Genomic DNA, 15,531 nt, shown 5'->3' with positions numbered 1-15,531 from the left:
TATTTTTTGATAAATATATCTCACATTCAAAAAAAGAGAGGACGAATCCGCCCCCCATGTCACTGTCTGATATAGCGTTTGTACAATGCTTGCGTGCCGCTGTTTTCCTCACCGGCTTGCGCCAACTCTTCGTACAGTTGTTTGGCGAGTGCCAGCCCTGGCAGCGGCAAGTTCATCCGCTCGGCTTCCTCAAGCGCAATTTTCATATCTTTAATGAAATGCTTGATGTAAAACCCCGGAGCAAAATCTCCTGACAACATGCGCGGCGCCAAGTTGCTCAGCGACCAGCTGCCGGCTGCCCCTTTGGCGATGCTTTCCAACACTTTGAATGGATCAAGACCAGCCCGCTTCGCATACGCCATGGCCTCGCAAACGCCGATCATATTGGTGGCGATGGCAATTTGGTTGCACATTTTCGTATGCTGGCCGGCTCCAGCTCCTCCTTGCCGCACGATGTTCGTGCCAAGCCGCTCGAGAATCGGCTTGCACGCCAAAAAGACGTCCTCATCACCGCCGACCATAATCGTCAACGTTCCTTCGCGCGCGCCGATGTCGCCGCCGGACACCGGGGCGTCCAACGCGTGAATCCCTCTTTGCTTCGCTGCTTCATAAATGGACTTTGCAAGCGTCGGCGTTGACGTCGTCATATCGATGACATACGTTCCCGGCCGCGCATTCTCCAAAATGCCGCCTTCGCCGAAATACACTTGCTCGACATCGTGAGGATAGCCGACCATCGTGATGACGACATCCGCCTCCCGCGCCAAATCAGCGACCGTTTCCTTCCAAACCGCCCCTTCCTGAAGCAAGTCTTCCGCCTTTTCTTTTGTGCGTGTATAAGCTAGAAGTGGATAGCCCGCCTTCAGCAAATGGCGCGCCATGCTTTTTCCCATGACGCCAAGGCCGATAAACCCGATCGTTTTCAACGCTGTCCTCTCCCTTCTTGTCCGTTTGGCCGCAAGCGCCCAGCGATCTGCCCACCACCTGCGCTTCGCTTAGCAGCGGAGGCTTCTTTCGAAAATCGTTAAATCGCTTTGACCATGCCGCCGTCGACGATCAACGCTTGTCCGGTGACGTACGAGTTCGCTTCGGACAATAGAAAGACGACGACGTTCGCAAATTCTTCCGGCTTCCCGTAGCGGCCGAGCGGAATGGCGCTTTTCATGCGCGCTTCCATTTCCTCTTTTGTAATGCCAAGCTTTTCGGCGTTCACCTTATCTAAAAAGGCGACGCGTTCTGTCGCAATCCGCCCGGGAGCGACGGTGTTGATCAAAATGTTGTCCCGCGCGAATTCCGTCGCCAACGTTTTCGTCAGCCCGACAATCCCGGTGCGAAACGTGTTCGACAAAATCAAGCCCGGAATCGGTTCTTTGATCGATGACGAAGCGATGTTGACAATTTTGCCGCCGTTTTTCTTTAAATATGGCAGCGCTTCACGAATCAGCCGAATGTAGCTCAATAAATTGAGCTCAAACGCATATTGCCAGTCTTCGTCGCTCACCGTTTCAAACGTTCCCGCCGGAGGGCCGCCGGCGTTGTTGACGAGCAAATCGATCGTCCCAAACGTTTCGACCGTTTTGGCGACCAGCTGGCGGATGTCTTCCGCCTTCGTCACATCTGCACGCGTGTAGGCGACGCGTCCCTTATGCAGCCCATTCAACTCCTCGGCTGCTTCCTGCAGCTTTTCTTCGTTCCGGCTCGTGATCATCACGTTCGCTCCTTCGAGCACAAGCGCCCGGGCGACCGCTTTGCCGAGCCCTTGGCTTGAGGCGGCGACCAACGCCGTTTTTCCGGCTAATCCGTACTCCATTGCCATCCCCCCGAAAAATAGTCATATTAAGTAAACACTATTCGCGTTTGTTCGCCGTTTTCCTTCTTTTTTCGTTCACGAAAAAAGCGATCCGCTGGGCGAATCACTTTTTTCCTTCCATGAGAGAGCGAAACCGCTTCATTCCTTCCTCGACAGCAAGGGAGTCGACGTGAAACGGGTCAGGGTTGGCCGCCCGCATCGGATCGGCGTCAATCCGTACACCGATTGCCTTGGCGCCGTCGGCAGTTGCATCGTTGATGATGCTTTCGCGGGCGCCGTCACGGTGAAAGGAATGTGGATGGTCGTTTCGTCCGCGTTCCGGCATCAATGGTTCCCTCCTTTTTGCTTGTAGTGTACCACCGCATCGCGCAATCATGCCTTTTCGGTTCCGAATCGCGCTTTCCTTCAAAAACAGGTGACTGCACTTTTCTTTTTGTTCTTTTCCAAAAAAGGGGCTGACCCAAAAGGCTGTCTGTCTTCAGTATAGACACAAAATATAGTGCAGAAGAAGCGGTCGGTGTATATATAGAAACGAAAGAGGGTGTCCCGATCTTTTTGGGACATCCCCCGTTCCTGCCTTGGTTAGCTTTCCAACAATAAGTCTTCCGGATTTTCGATCAAGTCTTTCACCGTTTTCAAGAACCCGACGGCCTCTTTGCCATCGATAATGCGATGGTCGTACGACAAAGCAACATACATCATCGGCCGGTTTTCGATCCGCTCTTCGTCGATGGCGACCGGGCGCAGTTTGATCGAATGCATCCCTAAAATGCCGACTTGCGGGCCGTTGAGAAGCGGAGTCGACAGAAGCGAGCCGAAGACGCCGCCGTTTGTGATCGTAAACGTGCCGCCTTGCAAATCGGCAAGCGACAACTTATTGCTGCGTGCTTTCGCTGCCAATTCGGCAATGTCGCGCTCAATTTCGGCGAAGTTTTTCCGGTCGCAGTCGCGCACAACCGGAACGACAAGCCCTTCATCCGTCGATACGGCAACGCCGATATCGTAATATTTTTTCAGCAAAATCTCATCGCCTTGGATCTCCGCGTTGACGTACGGATATTTTTTCAGCGCCGCGACAGCCGCTTTGACGAAAAACGACATAAAGCCAAGGCGGACGTCATGCTCTTCGAAAAATTTATCTTTTTTCCGCTTGCGCAAATCGATGACCGCCGACATGTCAATTTCGTTAAATGTCGTCAACATCGCGGTCGTTTGCGTCACTTCCAGCAGCCGTTTGGCGATCGTTTGCCGACGGCGCGACATTTTTTCGCGGATGACCGGCTTGCCGGCCTCAGCGGTTGGAACGGCGGCCGGCGTCGACGTCGGCGCGGCTTGCGGCGCCGGCTGCGGAGCGGCGGCCGGCTGGGCGGCAAACGAGGCGACGTCTTGTTTGCGCACGCGTCCAAGCGGATCAACGGTCGGCACTTGCGTCAAGTCGATCCCTTTTTCACGCGCCATTTTCCGAGCAGCCGGCGAAGCAATCGGTCGTTGGCCTGGCGCTTGGGCAACCGCAACCGGCTGCGGCGCTGGCTGCTCAGCACGGTCGACCGGCACAGCCGGTTTTGGTTCCTCGGCCAGCTGCGGCGCCTTCTCTGGTGCAGGCGGTGCCGACGCCGCTCCTTCTCCGATAATGGCGATCGCTTGACCGACCGCAACCGTATCGCCTTCATTGGCAAGCAGCTGTTGCAAAACACCCGACTCTTCCGCCATAATTTCCACGTTCACTTTATCCGTTTCAAGCTCGCAAATCGATTCTCCTTTTTCCACGTAGTCGCCCGGTTTTTTCAGCCATTGGGCGATCGTTCCCTCCGTGATGGATTCTGCTAACTCTGGGACTTTGATCTCAGCCACGTTGATACCCTCCTCAAATGTTCCGTAGTCATCATTCATGCTTCGTCAATGCACAGCGGATGATGCGCTCTTGCTCTTTTCGGTGGACGACCGGATCGCCTTCCGCCGGGCTCGCCCGCCGGCGCCGCCCAATGTAGCTGACATCGACACCCTCTGGAGCCAACGCCCGCAGGCACGGTTCCATATACAGCCATGCCCCCATGTTTTTCGGTTCTTCTTGCACCCAGACGAGCTCTTTGACGTTCGGATAGCGGGCGATGATGTCTTTCACCGCTTCTTCCGGGAACGGATACAGCTCTTCAATGCGCACGACGTGCAGCCAATCGAGCCCTTCGGTTTTGCCAATCTGTTCGGCTAAATCGATCATCAATTTGCCGGTGCCAAACACAATGCGTTCCACTTTGCCAGCGTCAGCGCCCAATCCCGGCTGTTCCAGCACCGGCGAGAACGCACCGTCAACGAACACTTCCGCATCCGATGCCGCCAGCGGATGGCGGAGCAAACTTTTCGGCGTCATAATGATGAGCGGGCGAACTTCTTCCCTTGTCAACAGCGCCGCCTGCCGCCGCAAAATATGGAAATATTGCGCAGCCGTCGATAAGTTGGCGACCGTCCAGTTGTTTTCCGCCGCCAGCTGCAAAAAGCGCTCGACGCGGCCGCTTGAATGTTCCGGGCCCTGCCCTTCGTAGCCGTGCGGCAAGAGCATGACAAGCCCGGATTTTTGCCCCCATTTCGCCCGGCCGGATGAAATGAATTGATCAAACATTACTTGCGCCATGTTGGCGAAGTCGCCAAATTGCGCTTCCCAAAGCACGAGCGTCTCCGGCGCGTAAACGTTGTATCCATATTCATAGCCGAGCACGGCGGCTTCCGTCAGCGGGCTGTTGTACACGACAAACGACGCTTTGGCGCCGCTGATGTGGTGAAGCGGCACATACTCTTTACCGGTTTTCACGTCATGGAGCACCAAATGGCGCTGTGCGAACGTGCCGCGCTGCGAATCTTGACCAGTCAGACGGATCGGCACCCCGTCTTGCAAAATCGTGGCGAACGCCAAAATTTCCGCGTGCGCCCAATCGACTTTGCCGTTTTGCGCAAACACGCCGCTTCGCCGTTTTAAAATGCGCTCAAGCTTGTTAAAGACGTTGAATCCGTCCGGAAACTGCAACAATTCTTCGTTCACCCGATGGAGCACGTCTTTCGCCACGCTTGTTTTCACTTCCGGCAGCCGATCGACGACCGGTTTGGGCGGATCCATGATGAAATCAAGCTCGTCTTCGTTTTTCGGCACCCGCTCGTAGGCGATTTTCAGCCGTTCCGCCACCTCTTGCTCCATTTCGTCGACTTCCCGCTCGGTGATGATCCCTTTTTCCATCAATTTTTGCGCATACAGCTTGCGCACAGTCGGATGTTGGTTGATGATCGCGTACATCGTCGGATTCGTCGCCATCGGTTCATCCATTTCATTATGACCGAAACGGCGGTAACCGATTAGGTCAATGACAAAGTCTTTTTTAAACCGCTGGCGGTAGGCAAACGCCAAGCATGCGGCCGCCAAACAAGCCTCCGGATCGTCGGCATTGACGTGCACAATCGGCACCTCAAACCCTTTCGCCATATCGGAAGCATACGTCGTCGAGCGTGAATCGTAGCTTTCCGTCGTAAAGCCAATCATGTTGTTGGCGATGATATGGATCGTCCCGCCGGTCGTATAGCCGCGCAGCTGGCTTAAGTTGAGCGTTTCCGCGACGATCCCTTGTCCCGGGAACGCGGCATCGCCGTGAATCAAGATGGCAAACGACGCATCAGTATTTTGCACCGGCACGCCTGGTTTTGTCCGATCTTCTTGCGCGGCGCGCGTGTAGCCAAGCACAACCGGATTGACCACTTCGAGATGGCTTGGGTTGTTAGCGAGCGTAATCCGCATCGTATGCGCGCTTTTATTGCGAAGGCGGCGCGCCGCCCCCAAATGGTATTTCACGTCGCCCGTCCAGCCGTAGGTGATGGCCACCGCTCCTTCAGATGGAATAAAGTTTTTGCTCTCTGCATGCTGAAACTCGGCGAAAATCATTTCGTACGGCTTGCCGAGCACATGGGCAAGCACATTCAGCCGGCCGCGGTGCGCCATGCCGATGTTGACGGCGTCGATTCCATGTTCGATCGCTTGGCGGACGAGCTCATCCAAAAGCGGCACCATGGAATCAAGCCCTTCGATCGAAAACCGTTTTTGCCCGACATACGTCCGGTGGATGAACTTTTCAAACCCTTCCACTTCCGTCAGGCGGCGCAACAAAGCAACCCGCTCTTTGTTCGCCAGGCTCGGATAGTACGCTCCGGACTCAATTTGCTGGATGAGCCAGTTCCTTTCTTCTAGATTATGTACTTGCGAGAATTCAAACGCGATTTTGTCCGTGTAAATTTTGCGCAAATGCAAGATGGCGTCCCAGCCGTTTTTGACATGCGCCGGAGCGTGGGGACAAAGAAACGCGACCGGAATGCGCTTTAAATCCTCTTCCGTTAAATCGTATTCGTCAAGCTCCAAGCGGCGCAGCTTTTTCTCCTTTTTGACAAGCGGATTCGTATCAGCAGCCAGATGGCCGTAATGGCGAATGCTGTCCGCCAGCTTGACGGCAGCGACAAGCTTGCTGAAAATCGTCGGCGTCTCCGGCAGCCGGAACGTTTGATGCGTTTTGGCCGCCTCGTCATCCGCAGAAGAAACCGGTTCTTCCAAAACCGGCGCCCCCCACTGTTCGAACAATTGTTTCAGTTCCGGGTCGATGCTGTTAGGGTCATCGAGGTACTGTTCATACATGTCGATGACATAACCGAGGTTCGGCCCGTAAAACTGGCTCCACGGTTGAGCGTAGTTCGTCTGTTTTGCCATCGTGAAAAAACCTCCACCTTGTTTTCGCATCGTTCGGGCTGGCAACAGCTATGCATGAAAGTCCTCATTTCGCTGCCAGCATCCCCAAACGTACAGCAAAATAACAGTATAAACGTTTTCACTGTTTATTTTAGCACTATCGCCCACTAAAATCGACGAAGAAGCTGAAAAAATTTCACTTATTATCATTGTATGAATACAAAAAAGATCGTGACTGCACGACGGCGGGACATTCATGATTTTAAGTAAACGCCGACCGACATTCATCTCCCGCTTATTTTGGACTGCACCCTGTACAAAGCGAAAGTGAAAGTCTCCTATTCGAAAATGATTGAACGCCTCTTGCCTGCGCAAACGTTTAGCGGTGGGAGATTCTTTGGAACAACCGCTCCACGACAGGCTTGCCAGCCAAGCCATCCTCGTGTGTCCCACGGTTCCGTTGTCTTACGAAGACAGCAAGCGAAATCCTTCTTTTTTTGGGCGGCGTTAGGGAACATCCTTGATGCTTCATCCCCCACTTACGCACGCGGAAATGGGAGCCTTCTCGGCTAGAGATGATAAAAAAGGCGCCCCGTTGCCGCTAGGACACCTTCTGTTTTTTATGAAATCTTAAACTTCTCCACCAGTTGTTTCAACTGCCGGCTCATCTCACTTAACGTTTCCGCCGATTCGGTCACCGTCGAAAGCGCCTGCAGCTGGTCATCAGCGGAAGCGGCCACTTCTTCCGCCGCTGCCGCTGCTTGTTGGGCGATGGCGGCGATGTTTTGCATCGCTCCGACGACATCGTCTTTGCTCGCGTTCATCCGCTTTGCTTCCTCCATAATCCCAGCAAGCGCATCAGCCACTTGCTCCATCATGCCGGTGATTTTGACAAACGAATCGCCGGTCGTGTGCACCGCTTCCCGCTGTTCGTCGTACGCCTGCTTGGAGCGGCTGACCGCCTCGATCGCCAATCCGGCCTGCTGCTGGATGGCGGCGATCGTCGCGCGGATCATCTCCGTCGCTTTCGCGGATTGTTCGGCCAGCTTCCGCACTTCGTCCGCGACAACGGCAAACCCTTTCCCATGCTCGCCGGCGCGCGCCGCCTCAATGCTGGCGTTTAACGCGAGCAAGTTCGTCTGCCCAGAAATGGCGGTAATCGTTTGAATGACGTCATCAATTTCCCCCATTTTTCTCACAAGGTCGCTAATGACGTTTTCAACGGCGGACAGCTCGTTGTTCGCCTCTTCGGATTTTTGCTGCAGAACATTTAAATGCTCAAGCCCATCGTAGCTCGCCGTTTTCGTTTCATTTGACAACGATTCCATCGAAGCGGTCGCTCCTGTGACCGCTTCGATTTGCTGCGACAGCGCTGTTGTCCGCTCATTGATCGTATCGAGGCTGCCTGCTTGATCGGTTGTTCCTTTGGCGATTTCGCCAATCGCTTTCGCCACTTGTTCGCTTGTCGCCATCGTTTCCTCTGAGACGGCGCTTAAATGATCAGCCGAGGCGGCCAGCTCGTTGACCGATCGGTTCACTTCGCCGATCAGTGCGCGCATATGATCGATCATCTCGTTAAAATGGCGGGCGAGGCGGCCGATTTCATCTTTGCTGGCGGTGCGCACTTGCACGGTCAAATCACCGCCCGCCGCCTTTTCGACTTGCTCTTGCAGCGCCACAATCGGCTTGGTGATCGAGCGCGCTAAGAAATAAACGACGACCAAAGCGATGATGAACGCAATCACCGTAATGACAAGCATGGTTGCTCCGAGCGAGCGGCTCATCGCCGATAAGTCTTTTTCTTTATAGACGGCGCCGACTTTCCAGCCGAGCTCTGGAATCGTAGTGAAGTAAATCACCCGTCGTTCGCCGTCTTGCTCATATTCGTGCATTCCTTTTTCATGCTCGAGCATGTAGCGGACTGTCGCATTGTTCGCCATATTTTTCCCTTTATCTTCCGGATGAACAACCGCCGTTCCCTTCGTGTCAAACAGCACCGGATAGCCGTGATAGCCGACGTCGCTCGCATTGACGATTCTTGTCACCGCATCGAGCGTCATATCGATGCCGATGACCGCAGCAATGCGGCCGTTTTCGCTCACCGCTTTGGCCAACGTCACAACGTGCTTGCCGGTAATCGCATCGACGTATGGTTCGGTCCACACCACTTCATCCGGACGTTTCATTGCTTCTTTATACCACGGGCGGCTCGTCGGATCGTATCCATCCGGGAGCTCTGTCATCGGCGATATATACATTTTCTTCTGCTCGGTGCCAATATAGATGAATTGCACATTCTCATGCAGGCGCAAAAACGTGCGGAACTGTTTCTCAAGCTGCAGCCACATTTTTTCATCTTGAACCATTTGCAAAGCCAACGGCGATTCACTGAATTGCACTAAGCTATTCTCCTCACTTTGAAAACTGTCGCGAATATCGCCGAGCAGTCCGTCAAGCGCCGTCTGCGCCCGCTGTTTCACGTCAGCATCCACCATCTTCCGCATTTGCACAACCCCAAAGAGTTGTGTTGCCGCCAATGAAATCACTAACAATAAAGCCATCAAGACGATCAATTTGCTGCGCAATGTCCGGAACACTCTCTATTTCTCCCCTCTGTTTCCTCTTTTTGTCGAACCACGTCCATTATAAAAGGACAATCGTCCTGCGTCTATAGGATGAGCTTCTTATTCATACATAGAGAGCCGCGCCTGTGGGACATTAAACGTAGGCAGGTGAACCACAATGGGCGCGATTGAACATGAGGGCTATATATTTGAGATCGAATACAGCGTCTTGCTGCAAAAAGGGGCGCTACACGTTTATCGCGATGGTGAATTGATTGAGGAAATTGAGTTTGCATTTTGCGGCGAAAAGCCCGATGAACAGCAAATTGAAGCGCTTGTGAGCGAGTATGTCGAGCAAAAAACCTCCGGCCGCTGTTAGTTGTCGGAGGCTTTTCTTGCCATTTTTTCGCGTTTTCCGTTATGATGAGGGTAAAAAAGCAAGGGGGATCAGCATGTACGATAAACGTTTATACGTCTTTGACGGCAACACCCCGCGCGAAGCGGTCATCCGCAACTATACGACAGACGACTTCGCTGATCTCATCCGCGTGCAGCAAGAAAGTTTAGAAGACGAAGAATCGCTCAACCATGCCGTGTTAATGGAATGGCGCAATCCATTTAGGCAGATGACCAAAAAAATTAACAGACACCAAATGACAGGAATTGTCGGCAACGAACGCAAAAAATAAGGTTCATCACCACAACGTGTACTTGACAAGCGAGGCTTTTTCTCGTGTCACCATGTAGGAAAATCGTTATCATTTTAATTAAAGGAAGATGTTACATATGAAGGCAATATATAAAAATAAAGCATTTCTGTTCATAACCTCGAGTCATTTTATACATAAAATAGCAGAAACTCTTTATGATCTAGCCATCCCTTTACTGGTTTTACATGCAACAGGCTCTTCTTTACTCATGGGAGCAATGTATGCATTGGGCTTTTTTGCTGAATTTTTAGTTAGCTTCTTTGGTGGAGCGATCGTAGATAGCGTAAATAGAAAGAAATTGTTAATGTTTATATCCACCCTACAAGCTTTATTCATTAGCATACTTCCTATATCTGCTTCATTTGAATTCTTTAATATAATAATTATTTTTTTAGTTGCGTTTGTTCTTGATATTTGCATCGCTATATATAGAATTGCGGATATATCTATTATTCCTCAATTAGTTGAAAAAAAACATTTACCTGAAGCTAACGGTATTATGCAAATGGCAATTTCTACAGCAGAGGCTATAGGTCCAGCTATATCTGGATTATTAATCTCTACAATGGGATTATTTAACTCATTATGGATAAATTTCGCAACTTTTATCATGTTGTTAACTACATTATCTTTAATTAGATATCAAAAAACGGAACCAAACAATAATATTTCTTCTCCTAAACAACTATGGTCTTCGAGCATTCAAGGACTCCACTATACATTAAGAAACCCCTTGTTCAGGTTAATATTAATTTGGAACTTGTTTGTTAACTTTGGACTGAGTGGGGCTGTCCTAATGATTTTGTTTCATTTGAAAGAAATAATAGGCCTAACAAGTTCTGAAATTGGTCTTGTTATGACAATGTCAGCATTAGGAGGAATTACTAGTGGAGCGCTATTCTCAAGGATTCAAGCTATTTTTAGCTCAGGTAAAATGTTATTAATGTCATCATTGACAACTTCTCTAGCATTATTCCTTTTTCCTTTCCAAGATAATTGGTTTTTTTCTGGTATTATGGTCTTTATACTAATGTTCAGTGTAGGACTAAATTCAAGATTAATTCATTTACTATTCCAATCTAGTGTTCCAGCTAATAAATTAGGGAGAGTAATAAGCGCCTCTAGATTAATATCTACCCTCTTAGCTCCTGTCAGTGTGCTCATTGCGGGATTAATTGCAAAAATAAATTCTGATTACGTATTTATTGGTGGCTCCATAATAATCGCTATATCAACCATCATTGCTTTAAATACAAACCTTAAGGAGGCAAACTGGTCTGTAAACGCGAAATCTATTGCGAATACAGAATCACAATAAACATTTACATATTTAACCCGTGGTGCTAGTTGAGCGTCAGCGCTCAACTAGCCCTAGTGTGACCAGGGAATACGCCAACAAGATGCCATCGAGTGCCACTTCAAATCCGATAATCGAATTGGCTCGGATCCCCGTGATGCGATAGTGGTCAACCAGAACCGAGAACACCGTCTCGATCACTTTGCGTTTTTGCTGGATCCATTTCTCCTATGCTTCGGACCAGCAATGTTTCTGGTTTTTTCGAGACGGAGTCCAAAGCGCCATTTGGTATTCTTCGTACAGCCTTTTTTGCAAGTCACGGCTAATGAATCCTTTGTCCCCAAAGTTATACGGGTGGGGAATTTGGGTCATCACGCTTTCGGCTGCGATTCGATCGTGGCAAGATGCTTCCGTCACCACATACCCCATCGGCAGCCCTTGATCGGTCACTTGAAGGTGCAGCTTCAACCCGTAGTACCATTGCTTTTTGGAAGCGCAATAACCGATGTCGGCGATCTCTTGAAACCGTTTGACGCGATGCATTCTTGCCGTATGGCACAATGGGAGCGGCAAGCTGTCCACGACGGCATAGGCATGATGTTGACCGCGTTTTGCTCATGACGGTGATCCATTTGATGGCGAAACCAAGCGCCCGGTAGCGGCGGTTATACCGGGAACGTTCGAGAAACGAGCCGTTTGTGAACAAATTTCCCGTGACAAAACGATGCCACGCCCGTTCAGAAGTAAAACCGAGCAGCTTTCCTAAAAGATGAATGGCGATGATGACAGCGTCCTCTTGCTTGACCAAATGGCGATTTCGACGATGAAGATGCACCTGAATGCATGAAAGTTGAGCAGAAACAAAAACGAAAATGGCGGCATATTGCTTTTGAATCTTGGCCCGATCTGTAGTAAAATGAAAGTGCTCTTGCATGGGGATTCTCCTTTTTAATGTTTGGTTGCACTTTCATTTTAAGGAGATCCTCATGCAAGGGCTATTTTTATGCTTGTTTGAGTTTATCTAGCACCACGGGTTATTTAATAACATCAGGGCATTTTTTGACTAAAAAATGCTCTTTTTAGCTGGATTCATTTACTAAACATGATAAATTCATTAAATAGTAACATAGTTAGAAATAGCCAAACCTAATATCAATTATTTGACATCAGGTTTGGCTAATAGTGCGAACGAGTTTAGTTGTTCACTGAACTCTGAGTGTTAAGAGACTTATTCTTCTCTCCAATAAAAGCAAAATAAAGTTTTAACAGGATCCATCCAACAAATCCACCAATGGAATTTAGGATTAAGTCGTCTATATCGGCTACTTTGTTTGGAATTCCTGTGAGAAAATTAGTGATTAGTTGGATTAATTCGATACCTAAACTTATAGAAATTACCATGATTAAGGCCCTAATGAAGGTTGTACTATTATTCTTCAATAGTCCTATAAGAATAGGCAACGGAAGAAGAAGTACAAAGTTCCCGATAACCTGCAAAATGTTACCTTGATTCAATGCGGAAATTATTGTTTTAAATGGGATCAACTGATAATAGTATTTCCAAGGTACATCTGGATAACTTGCTTTATCAAAGCTTATAGTTATGGGTAGTAAAGTAAGTTTGACAACAGACAAAGAATAGAATATGGTAGCTCCAACAAAGAACAATTGTTTAGGACTCATATTCATTTTTTTTCGTTTTAAGACGAAGTAGGTAATACCGCATAAGATGACAAAAACAATCGTAAATAATAGCGGATGTAAGTCAAATGAGAATCCAATCATTTTCATAATATCACCGATCTTGATTAATAAATTTTACCAACTGTAATCAATCTTTACTTTACCTTCAAACAGTACTCCTGTGAAATTTCTGAATCTGATATAATATTGACCGGAGCCAGAACCCGATTTATAAAGAGTTTCACTATCTACTTTTGTTGATGAAACCGTGCCGCTATCAATATCGGTGTCTCCAAAAACACCTTGTTTTCTTAAATATAGAGTCATAGTTGATCTTTCTAATCCTTTTGTTGGGGATGTTGTTACAACAAACTTCGGTGTGGCACTTGCATCAAACGTTCGACTATTAAGCCCACCAGTTAAGCTGTAAGTAGATTCATATGTACCACTTGCAGCAAGAGCTGTGGATACAGAGGAAACTAGAACAGCAGCTAAAAAACAATAAGCCAAACTTTTCCTTAACATAAAATCATCTCCTATTATGAAATTTTTTTACAATTGAAGATTATATTACAATGAAACTATTTAATCAATGCTTTACTAAAAAATTTTTTGCATTAACCAATAATTTAGTCTAATCGAACTTATATTTATGAAACTTATTTCTGAAATGTGATTAACGAATCATTACTATATAAGTTGAAACTTTGTTTTACATCCAGTAGAGCGCCCACCGCATTCTATCAAAATGACTTGTTATGAAGGAAAACAGAATCGAACAATCGGAAAATCTTTATTGCAACTTATATATAGACTCCCATGACAAAAAAAATTTCGTCACCATCGGAAGGATGAAAACAACCTTCTGTCGAATGATCTCCTTGCAGCTGGGGTCATGAGGTCGTTGTATCTATGGTACGTAAAAGTCCGATATATAGACGGACCCCAGTAGTCTAGTGCACTACGGAATGTCGCTCCTTTGGAATCAAATTCCGAAGGCTAGGCGGGTTCCGTTTTTTTGTCTTAAATGGTGTTTTCAGGATAGACGGCGGCAACATCCTTCGCTTTTATCGGTTGTACGTCATTACCTGCCGCCTCTAAAATAGAATAGGAAATCGAATATCCATTGTAATGGAACGTGGCGTATTCTCCATCGACCATCTTTTTATAAAACCCGAGTTCGACAGTTTTGAGGCCATTTTAGGCAAATGAAAATGGCCAAAATGCTGTTATATCAAAGATTTCGCGATGCGGATCCTAGAAAAAACACTGAATTTCATAGGCACACGAATTCATAATTTATCCTTTAAAAAAAGCCTAATATAGCTTATAATATAGGCATGTACATACGACGAGTGACACGCAAAAACAAAGACGGAACGACTGTGGCGGATCCCCAGCTTGCTCATAATGAATGGGATCCAAAGGCCAAATAGGCGAAAGCGAAGGTGATGGATTCGTTCGGTCGCGAAGATGAAGTGGATCGCGCCGTCTTGGAGCGTCTGGCCAAAAGCATTTCGCGATTCCTTTCCCCTGACTCATGAATCGTGGCCGAAAGTAAGAGACGAATGCGAGCGTCTCATGCTTGGACATTTTTCTTCAAAAAACGGCGACCTTTATCAACGAACAGAACTGACGGCCAAACAAGCGCTATTCCTTGCGGCTCTAGGGCTGGAACCTCCTCCAAAGATTCTAGGCATCCACCCTCGCGCCTAGATACACGCCCGAAGTGTGCCCAAATGCCTCCGATCCCTTTTGTATCAAGGGGCGAGAGGCATTTTGTTTGCCTAGTGACTGTCGAACTCGGGTAAAAGTTTGTCTCCAAAATGGTATTCTCTGTTTCCTCCTCCCTGCCATCCATCATTTTCGACAGACAAAGTTCGACATGGTTTTTCATTTTCTTCGGAAGCTTTTGCGAGTAAACCAATTTGTATGTAACTCACATTTCGCACCCTCTCGACGAAAATCGGGAGGATTTTTTCGTTCCGATGTCGAATGAATCCTTGACACACAAGGAACGTAAAGGAGTTTTTCTCTTATGAACGTTCAAGTCAAAAAGGTCTATCGCAATTCTTATTTGAATATAATAAGTGCCCTATTCAAGAAACTGGGTCTGCCTCAATTGATTGACCATCTCGTGCCCGTCGATCCGCAGTGCCAAACGCGAGTCAGCGATGCCGTTCAGGCCATCCTCTACAATGTGTTTGACGGCCGGCAAGCCCTTGTTCACTTGGAACATTGGGCTCAGGAGGTCGATTGTGAGAAACTCATCCGTCCCGATCTCCATCCTTCCTGGTTGAACGACGATGCGTTGGCCCGTCATCTCGATCGCCTGTATGAGGCTGGCATTCACAACGTCATCAGCACTTGCTTGATTCATATTTATCGAAAAGAAGGCCTTTCCCTCCGAGCCTTCCACGCCGATACGACGGACAAGACCGTTTACGGCGCGTATGAATCGGCCTCGTTAGAGGCCTTACAAATCACACATGGCTACAACCGCCATCATCGTTGGCAAAAACAGATCGGTTTCGGACTGGTCGGCAACGAGGACGGCATCCCGTTTTACGGCGATGTGCACGATGGCAACCTGCCCGATAAAACATGGAATCCCGAGGCGCTGTCTCGTGTCCATGAACAGCTAAAGCAGGCCAAAATCGAAGACGAATGGATTTACGTGGCCGATTCCGCCGCGATGACGAAAGAGACCCTGGCGCAAACCAAAGCGGCCAACGCCTTTTTGATCACCAGAG

Annotated in this window: 10 protein-coding genes and 4 pseudogenes; 5 read left to right on the top strand and 9 right to left on the bottom strand. The window is 48.7% G+C overall.

The window, feature by feature from the left end:
• Nucleotides 1–59 precede the first annotated feature (59 nt).
• The 6 genes and pseudogenes from ETC02_RS00065 to ETC02_RS00040 form a co-directional block, all read right to left on the bottom strand.
• Nucleotides 60–965: pseudogene (locus tag ETC02_RS00065) on the bottom strand (NAD(P)-dependent oxidoreductase); the annotation flags it as partial.
• Nucleotides 966–1,024: 59 nt separating this feature from the next.
• Nucleotides 1,025–1,810 (bottom strand): SDR family oxidoreductase, encoded by a 786-nt coding sequence (locus tag ETC02_RS00060; RefSeq protein WP_063211108.1) that lies wholly within the window; start codon nucleotides 1,808–1,810, stop codon nucleotides 1,025–1,027.
• 103 nt (nucleotides 1,811–1,913) lie between these two features.
• Nucleotides 1,914–2,135, bottom strand: coding sequence for a hypothetical protein (locus ETC02_RS00055; RefSeq protein ID WP_015374317.1), 222 nt, complete (start codon nucleotides 2,133–2,135; stop codon nucleotides 1,914–1,916).
• A gap of 257 nt (nucleotides 2,136–2,392) precedes the next feature.
• Nucleotides 2,393–3,661 carry a 2-oxoglutarate dehydrogenase complex dihydrolipoyllysine-residue succinyltransferase gene (gene odhB / locus ETC02_RS00050; RefSeq protein ID WP_015374316.1) on the bottom strand — a complete coding sequence of 423 codons (1,269 nt, stop codon included), beginning with the start codon at nucleotides 3,659–3,661 and terminating at the stop codon, nucleotides 2,393–2,395.
• 31 nt (nucleotides 3,662–3,692) lie between these two features.
• On the bottom strand, nucleotides 3,693–6,545 hold the full coding sequence (locus ETC02_RS00045) for a 2-oxoglutarate dehydrogenase E1 component (RefSeq protein WP_063211106.1): 2,853 nt from the start codon (nucleotides 6,543–6,545) through the stop codon (nucleotides 3,693–3,695).
• 599 nt (nucleotides 6,546–7,144) lie between these two features.
• Nucleotides 7,145–9,121 carry a methyl-accepting chemotaxis protein gene (locus tag ETC02_RS00040; RefSeq protein WP_050368448.1) on the bottom strand — a complete coding sequence of 659 codons (1,977 nt, stop codon included), beginning with the start codon at nucleotides 9,119–9,121 and terminating at the stop codon, nucleotides 7,145–7,147.
• 145 nt (nucleotides 9,122–9,266) lie between these two features.
• On the opposite strand from ETC02_RS00040, the gene ETC02_RS00035 reads away from it, so the two are divergent.
• The 3 genes and pseudogenes from ETC02_RS00035 (at nucleotide 9,267) to ETC02_RS00025 (ending at nucleotide 11,116) form a co-directional block, all read left to right on the top strand.
• Nucleotides 9,267–9,467: a YbxH family protein gene (locus tag ETC02_RS00035; RefSeq protein ID WP_014195319.1), complete on the top strand. Its 201-nt coding sequence runs from the start codon at nucleotides 9,267–9,269 to the stop codon at nucleotides 9,465–9,467.
• Nucleotides 9,436–9,651: pseudogene (locus tag ETC02_RS17590) on the top strand (GNAT family N-acetyltransferase); the annotation flags it as partial. The gene ETC02_RS00035 and the pseudogene ETC02_RS17590, both read left to right, overlap by 32 nt.
• A 223-nt stretch (nucleotides 9,652–9,874) precedes the next feature.
• Nucleotides 9,875–11,116 carry an MFS transporter gene (locus ETC02_RS00025; protein WP_050368446.1) on the top strand — a complete coding sequence of 414 codons (1,242 nt, stop codon included), beginning with the start codon at nucleotides 9,875–9,877 and terminating at the stop codon, nucleotides 11,114–11,116.
• A 36-nt stretch (nucleotides 11,117–11,152) separates the two neighbouring features.
• On the opposite strand, the pseudogene ETC02_RS00020 reads toward ETC02_RS00025, so the two are convergent.
• From ETC02_RS00020 to ETC02_RS00010, 3 genes and pseudogenes are all read right to left on the bottom strand, one after another.
• Nucleotides 11,153–12,029: pseudogene (locus ETC02_RS00020) on the bottom strand (IS982 family transposase).
• A gap of 260 nt (nucleotides 12,030–12,289) precedes the next feature.
• Nucleotides 12,290–12,778 carry a VanZ family protein gene (locus ETC02_RS18315; RefSeq protein ID WP_050368445.1) on the bottom strand — a complete coding sequence of 163 codons (489 nt, stop codon included), beginning with the start codon at nucleotides 12,776–12,778 and terminating at the stop codon, nucleotides 12,290–12,292.
• Nucleotides 12,779–12,913: 135 nt separating this feature from the next.
• Nucleotides 12,914–13,303 carry a hypothetical protein gene (locus ETC02_RS00010; RefSeq protein WP_171697953.1) on the bottom strand — a complete coding sequence of 130 codons (390 nt, stop codon included), beginning with the start codon at nucleotides 13,301–13,303 and terminating at the stop codon, nucleotides 12,914–12,916.
• Nucleotides 13,304–14,118: 815 nt separating this feature from the next.
• On the opposite strand from ETC02_RS00010, the pseudogene ETC02_RS18310 reads away from it, so the two are divergent.
• Nucleotides 14,119–14,316 (top strand): annotated as a pseudogene (locus ETC02_RS18310) (IS1634 family transposase); the annotation flags it as partial.
• Nucleotides 14,317–14,816: 500 nt separating this feature from the next.
• Nucleotides 14,817–15,531, top strand: a 715-nt coding sequence (locus tag ETC02_RS00005) for an IS1634 family transposase (protein ID WP_171697952.1), incomplete at its 3' end; no start/stop codon positions are given.

The sequence above is a fragment of the Geobacillus sp. DSP4a genome (assembly GCF_013096875.1).
Classification (GTDB): Bacteria; Bacillota; Bacilli; order Bacillales; family Anoxybacillaceae; genus Geobacillus; species Geobacillus thermophilus.
This window is presented reverse-complemented; position numbering and strand designations above follow the sequence as displayed.

What these genes read in the sequence shown, in the direction of transcription:
- ETC02_RS00060 (WP_063211108.1), bottom strand. Translation starts at nt 1,810, where the DNA reads ATGGAGTACGGATTAGCCGGAAAAACGGCGTTGGTCGCCGCCTCAAGC.
- ETC02_RS00055 (WP_015374317.1), bottom strand. Translation starts at nt 2,135, where the DNA reads ATGCCGGAACGCGGACGAAACGACCATCCACATTCCTTTCACCGTGAC.
- ETC02_RS00045 (WP_063211106.1), bottom strand. Translation starts at nt 6,545, where the DNA reads ATGGCAAAACAGACGAACTACGCTCAACCGTGGAGCCAGTTTTACGGG.
- ETC02_RS00035 (WP_014195319.1), top strand. Translation starts at nt 9,267, where the DNA reads ATGGGCGCGATTGAACATGAGGGCTATATATTTGAGATCGAATACAGC.
- ETC02_RS00025 (WP_050368446.1), top strand. Translation starts at nt 9,875, where the DNA reads ATGAAGGCAATATATAAAAATAAAGCATTTCTGTTCATAACCTCGAGT.
- ETC02_RS18315 (WP_050368445.1), bottom strand. Translation starts at nt 12,778, where the DNA reads ATGAGTCCTAAACAATTGTTCTTTGTTGGAGCTACCATATTCTATTCT.
- ETC02_RS00010 (WP_171697953.1), bottom strand. Translation starts at nt 13,303, where the DNA reads ATGTTAAGGAAAAGTTTGGCTTATTGTTTTTTAGCTGCTGTTCTAGTT.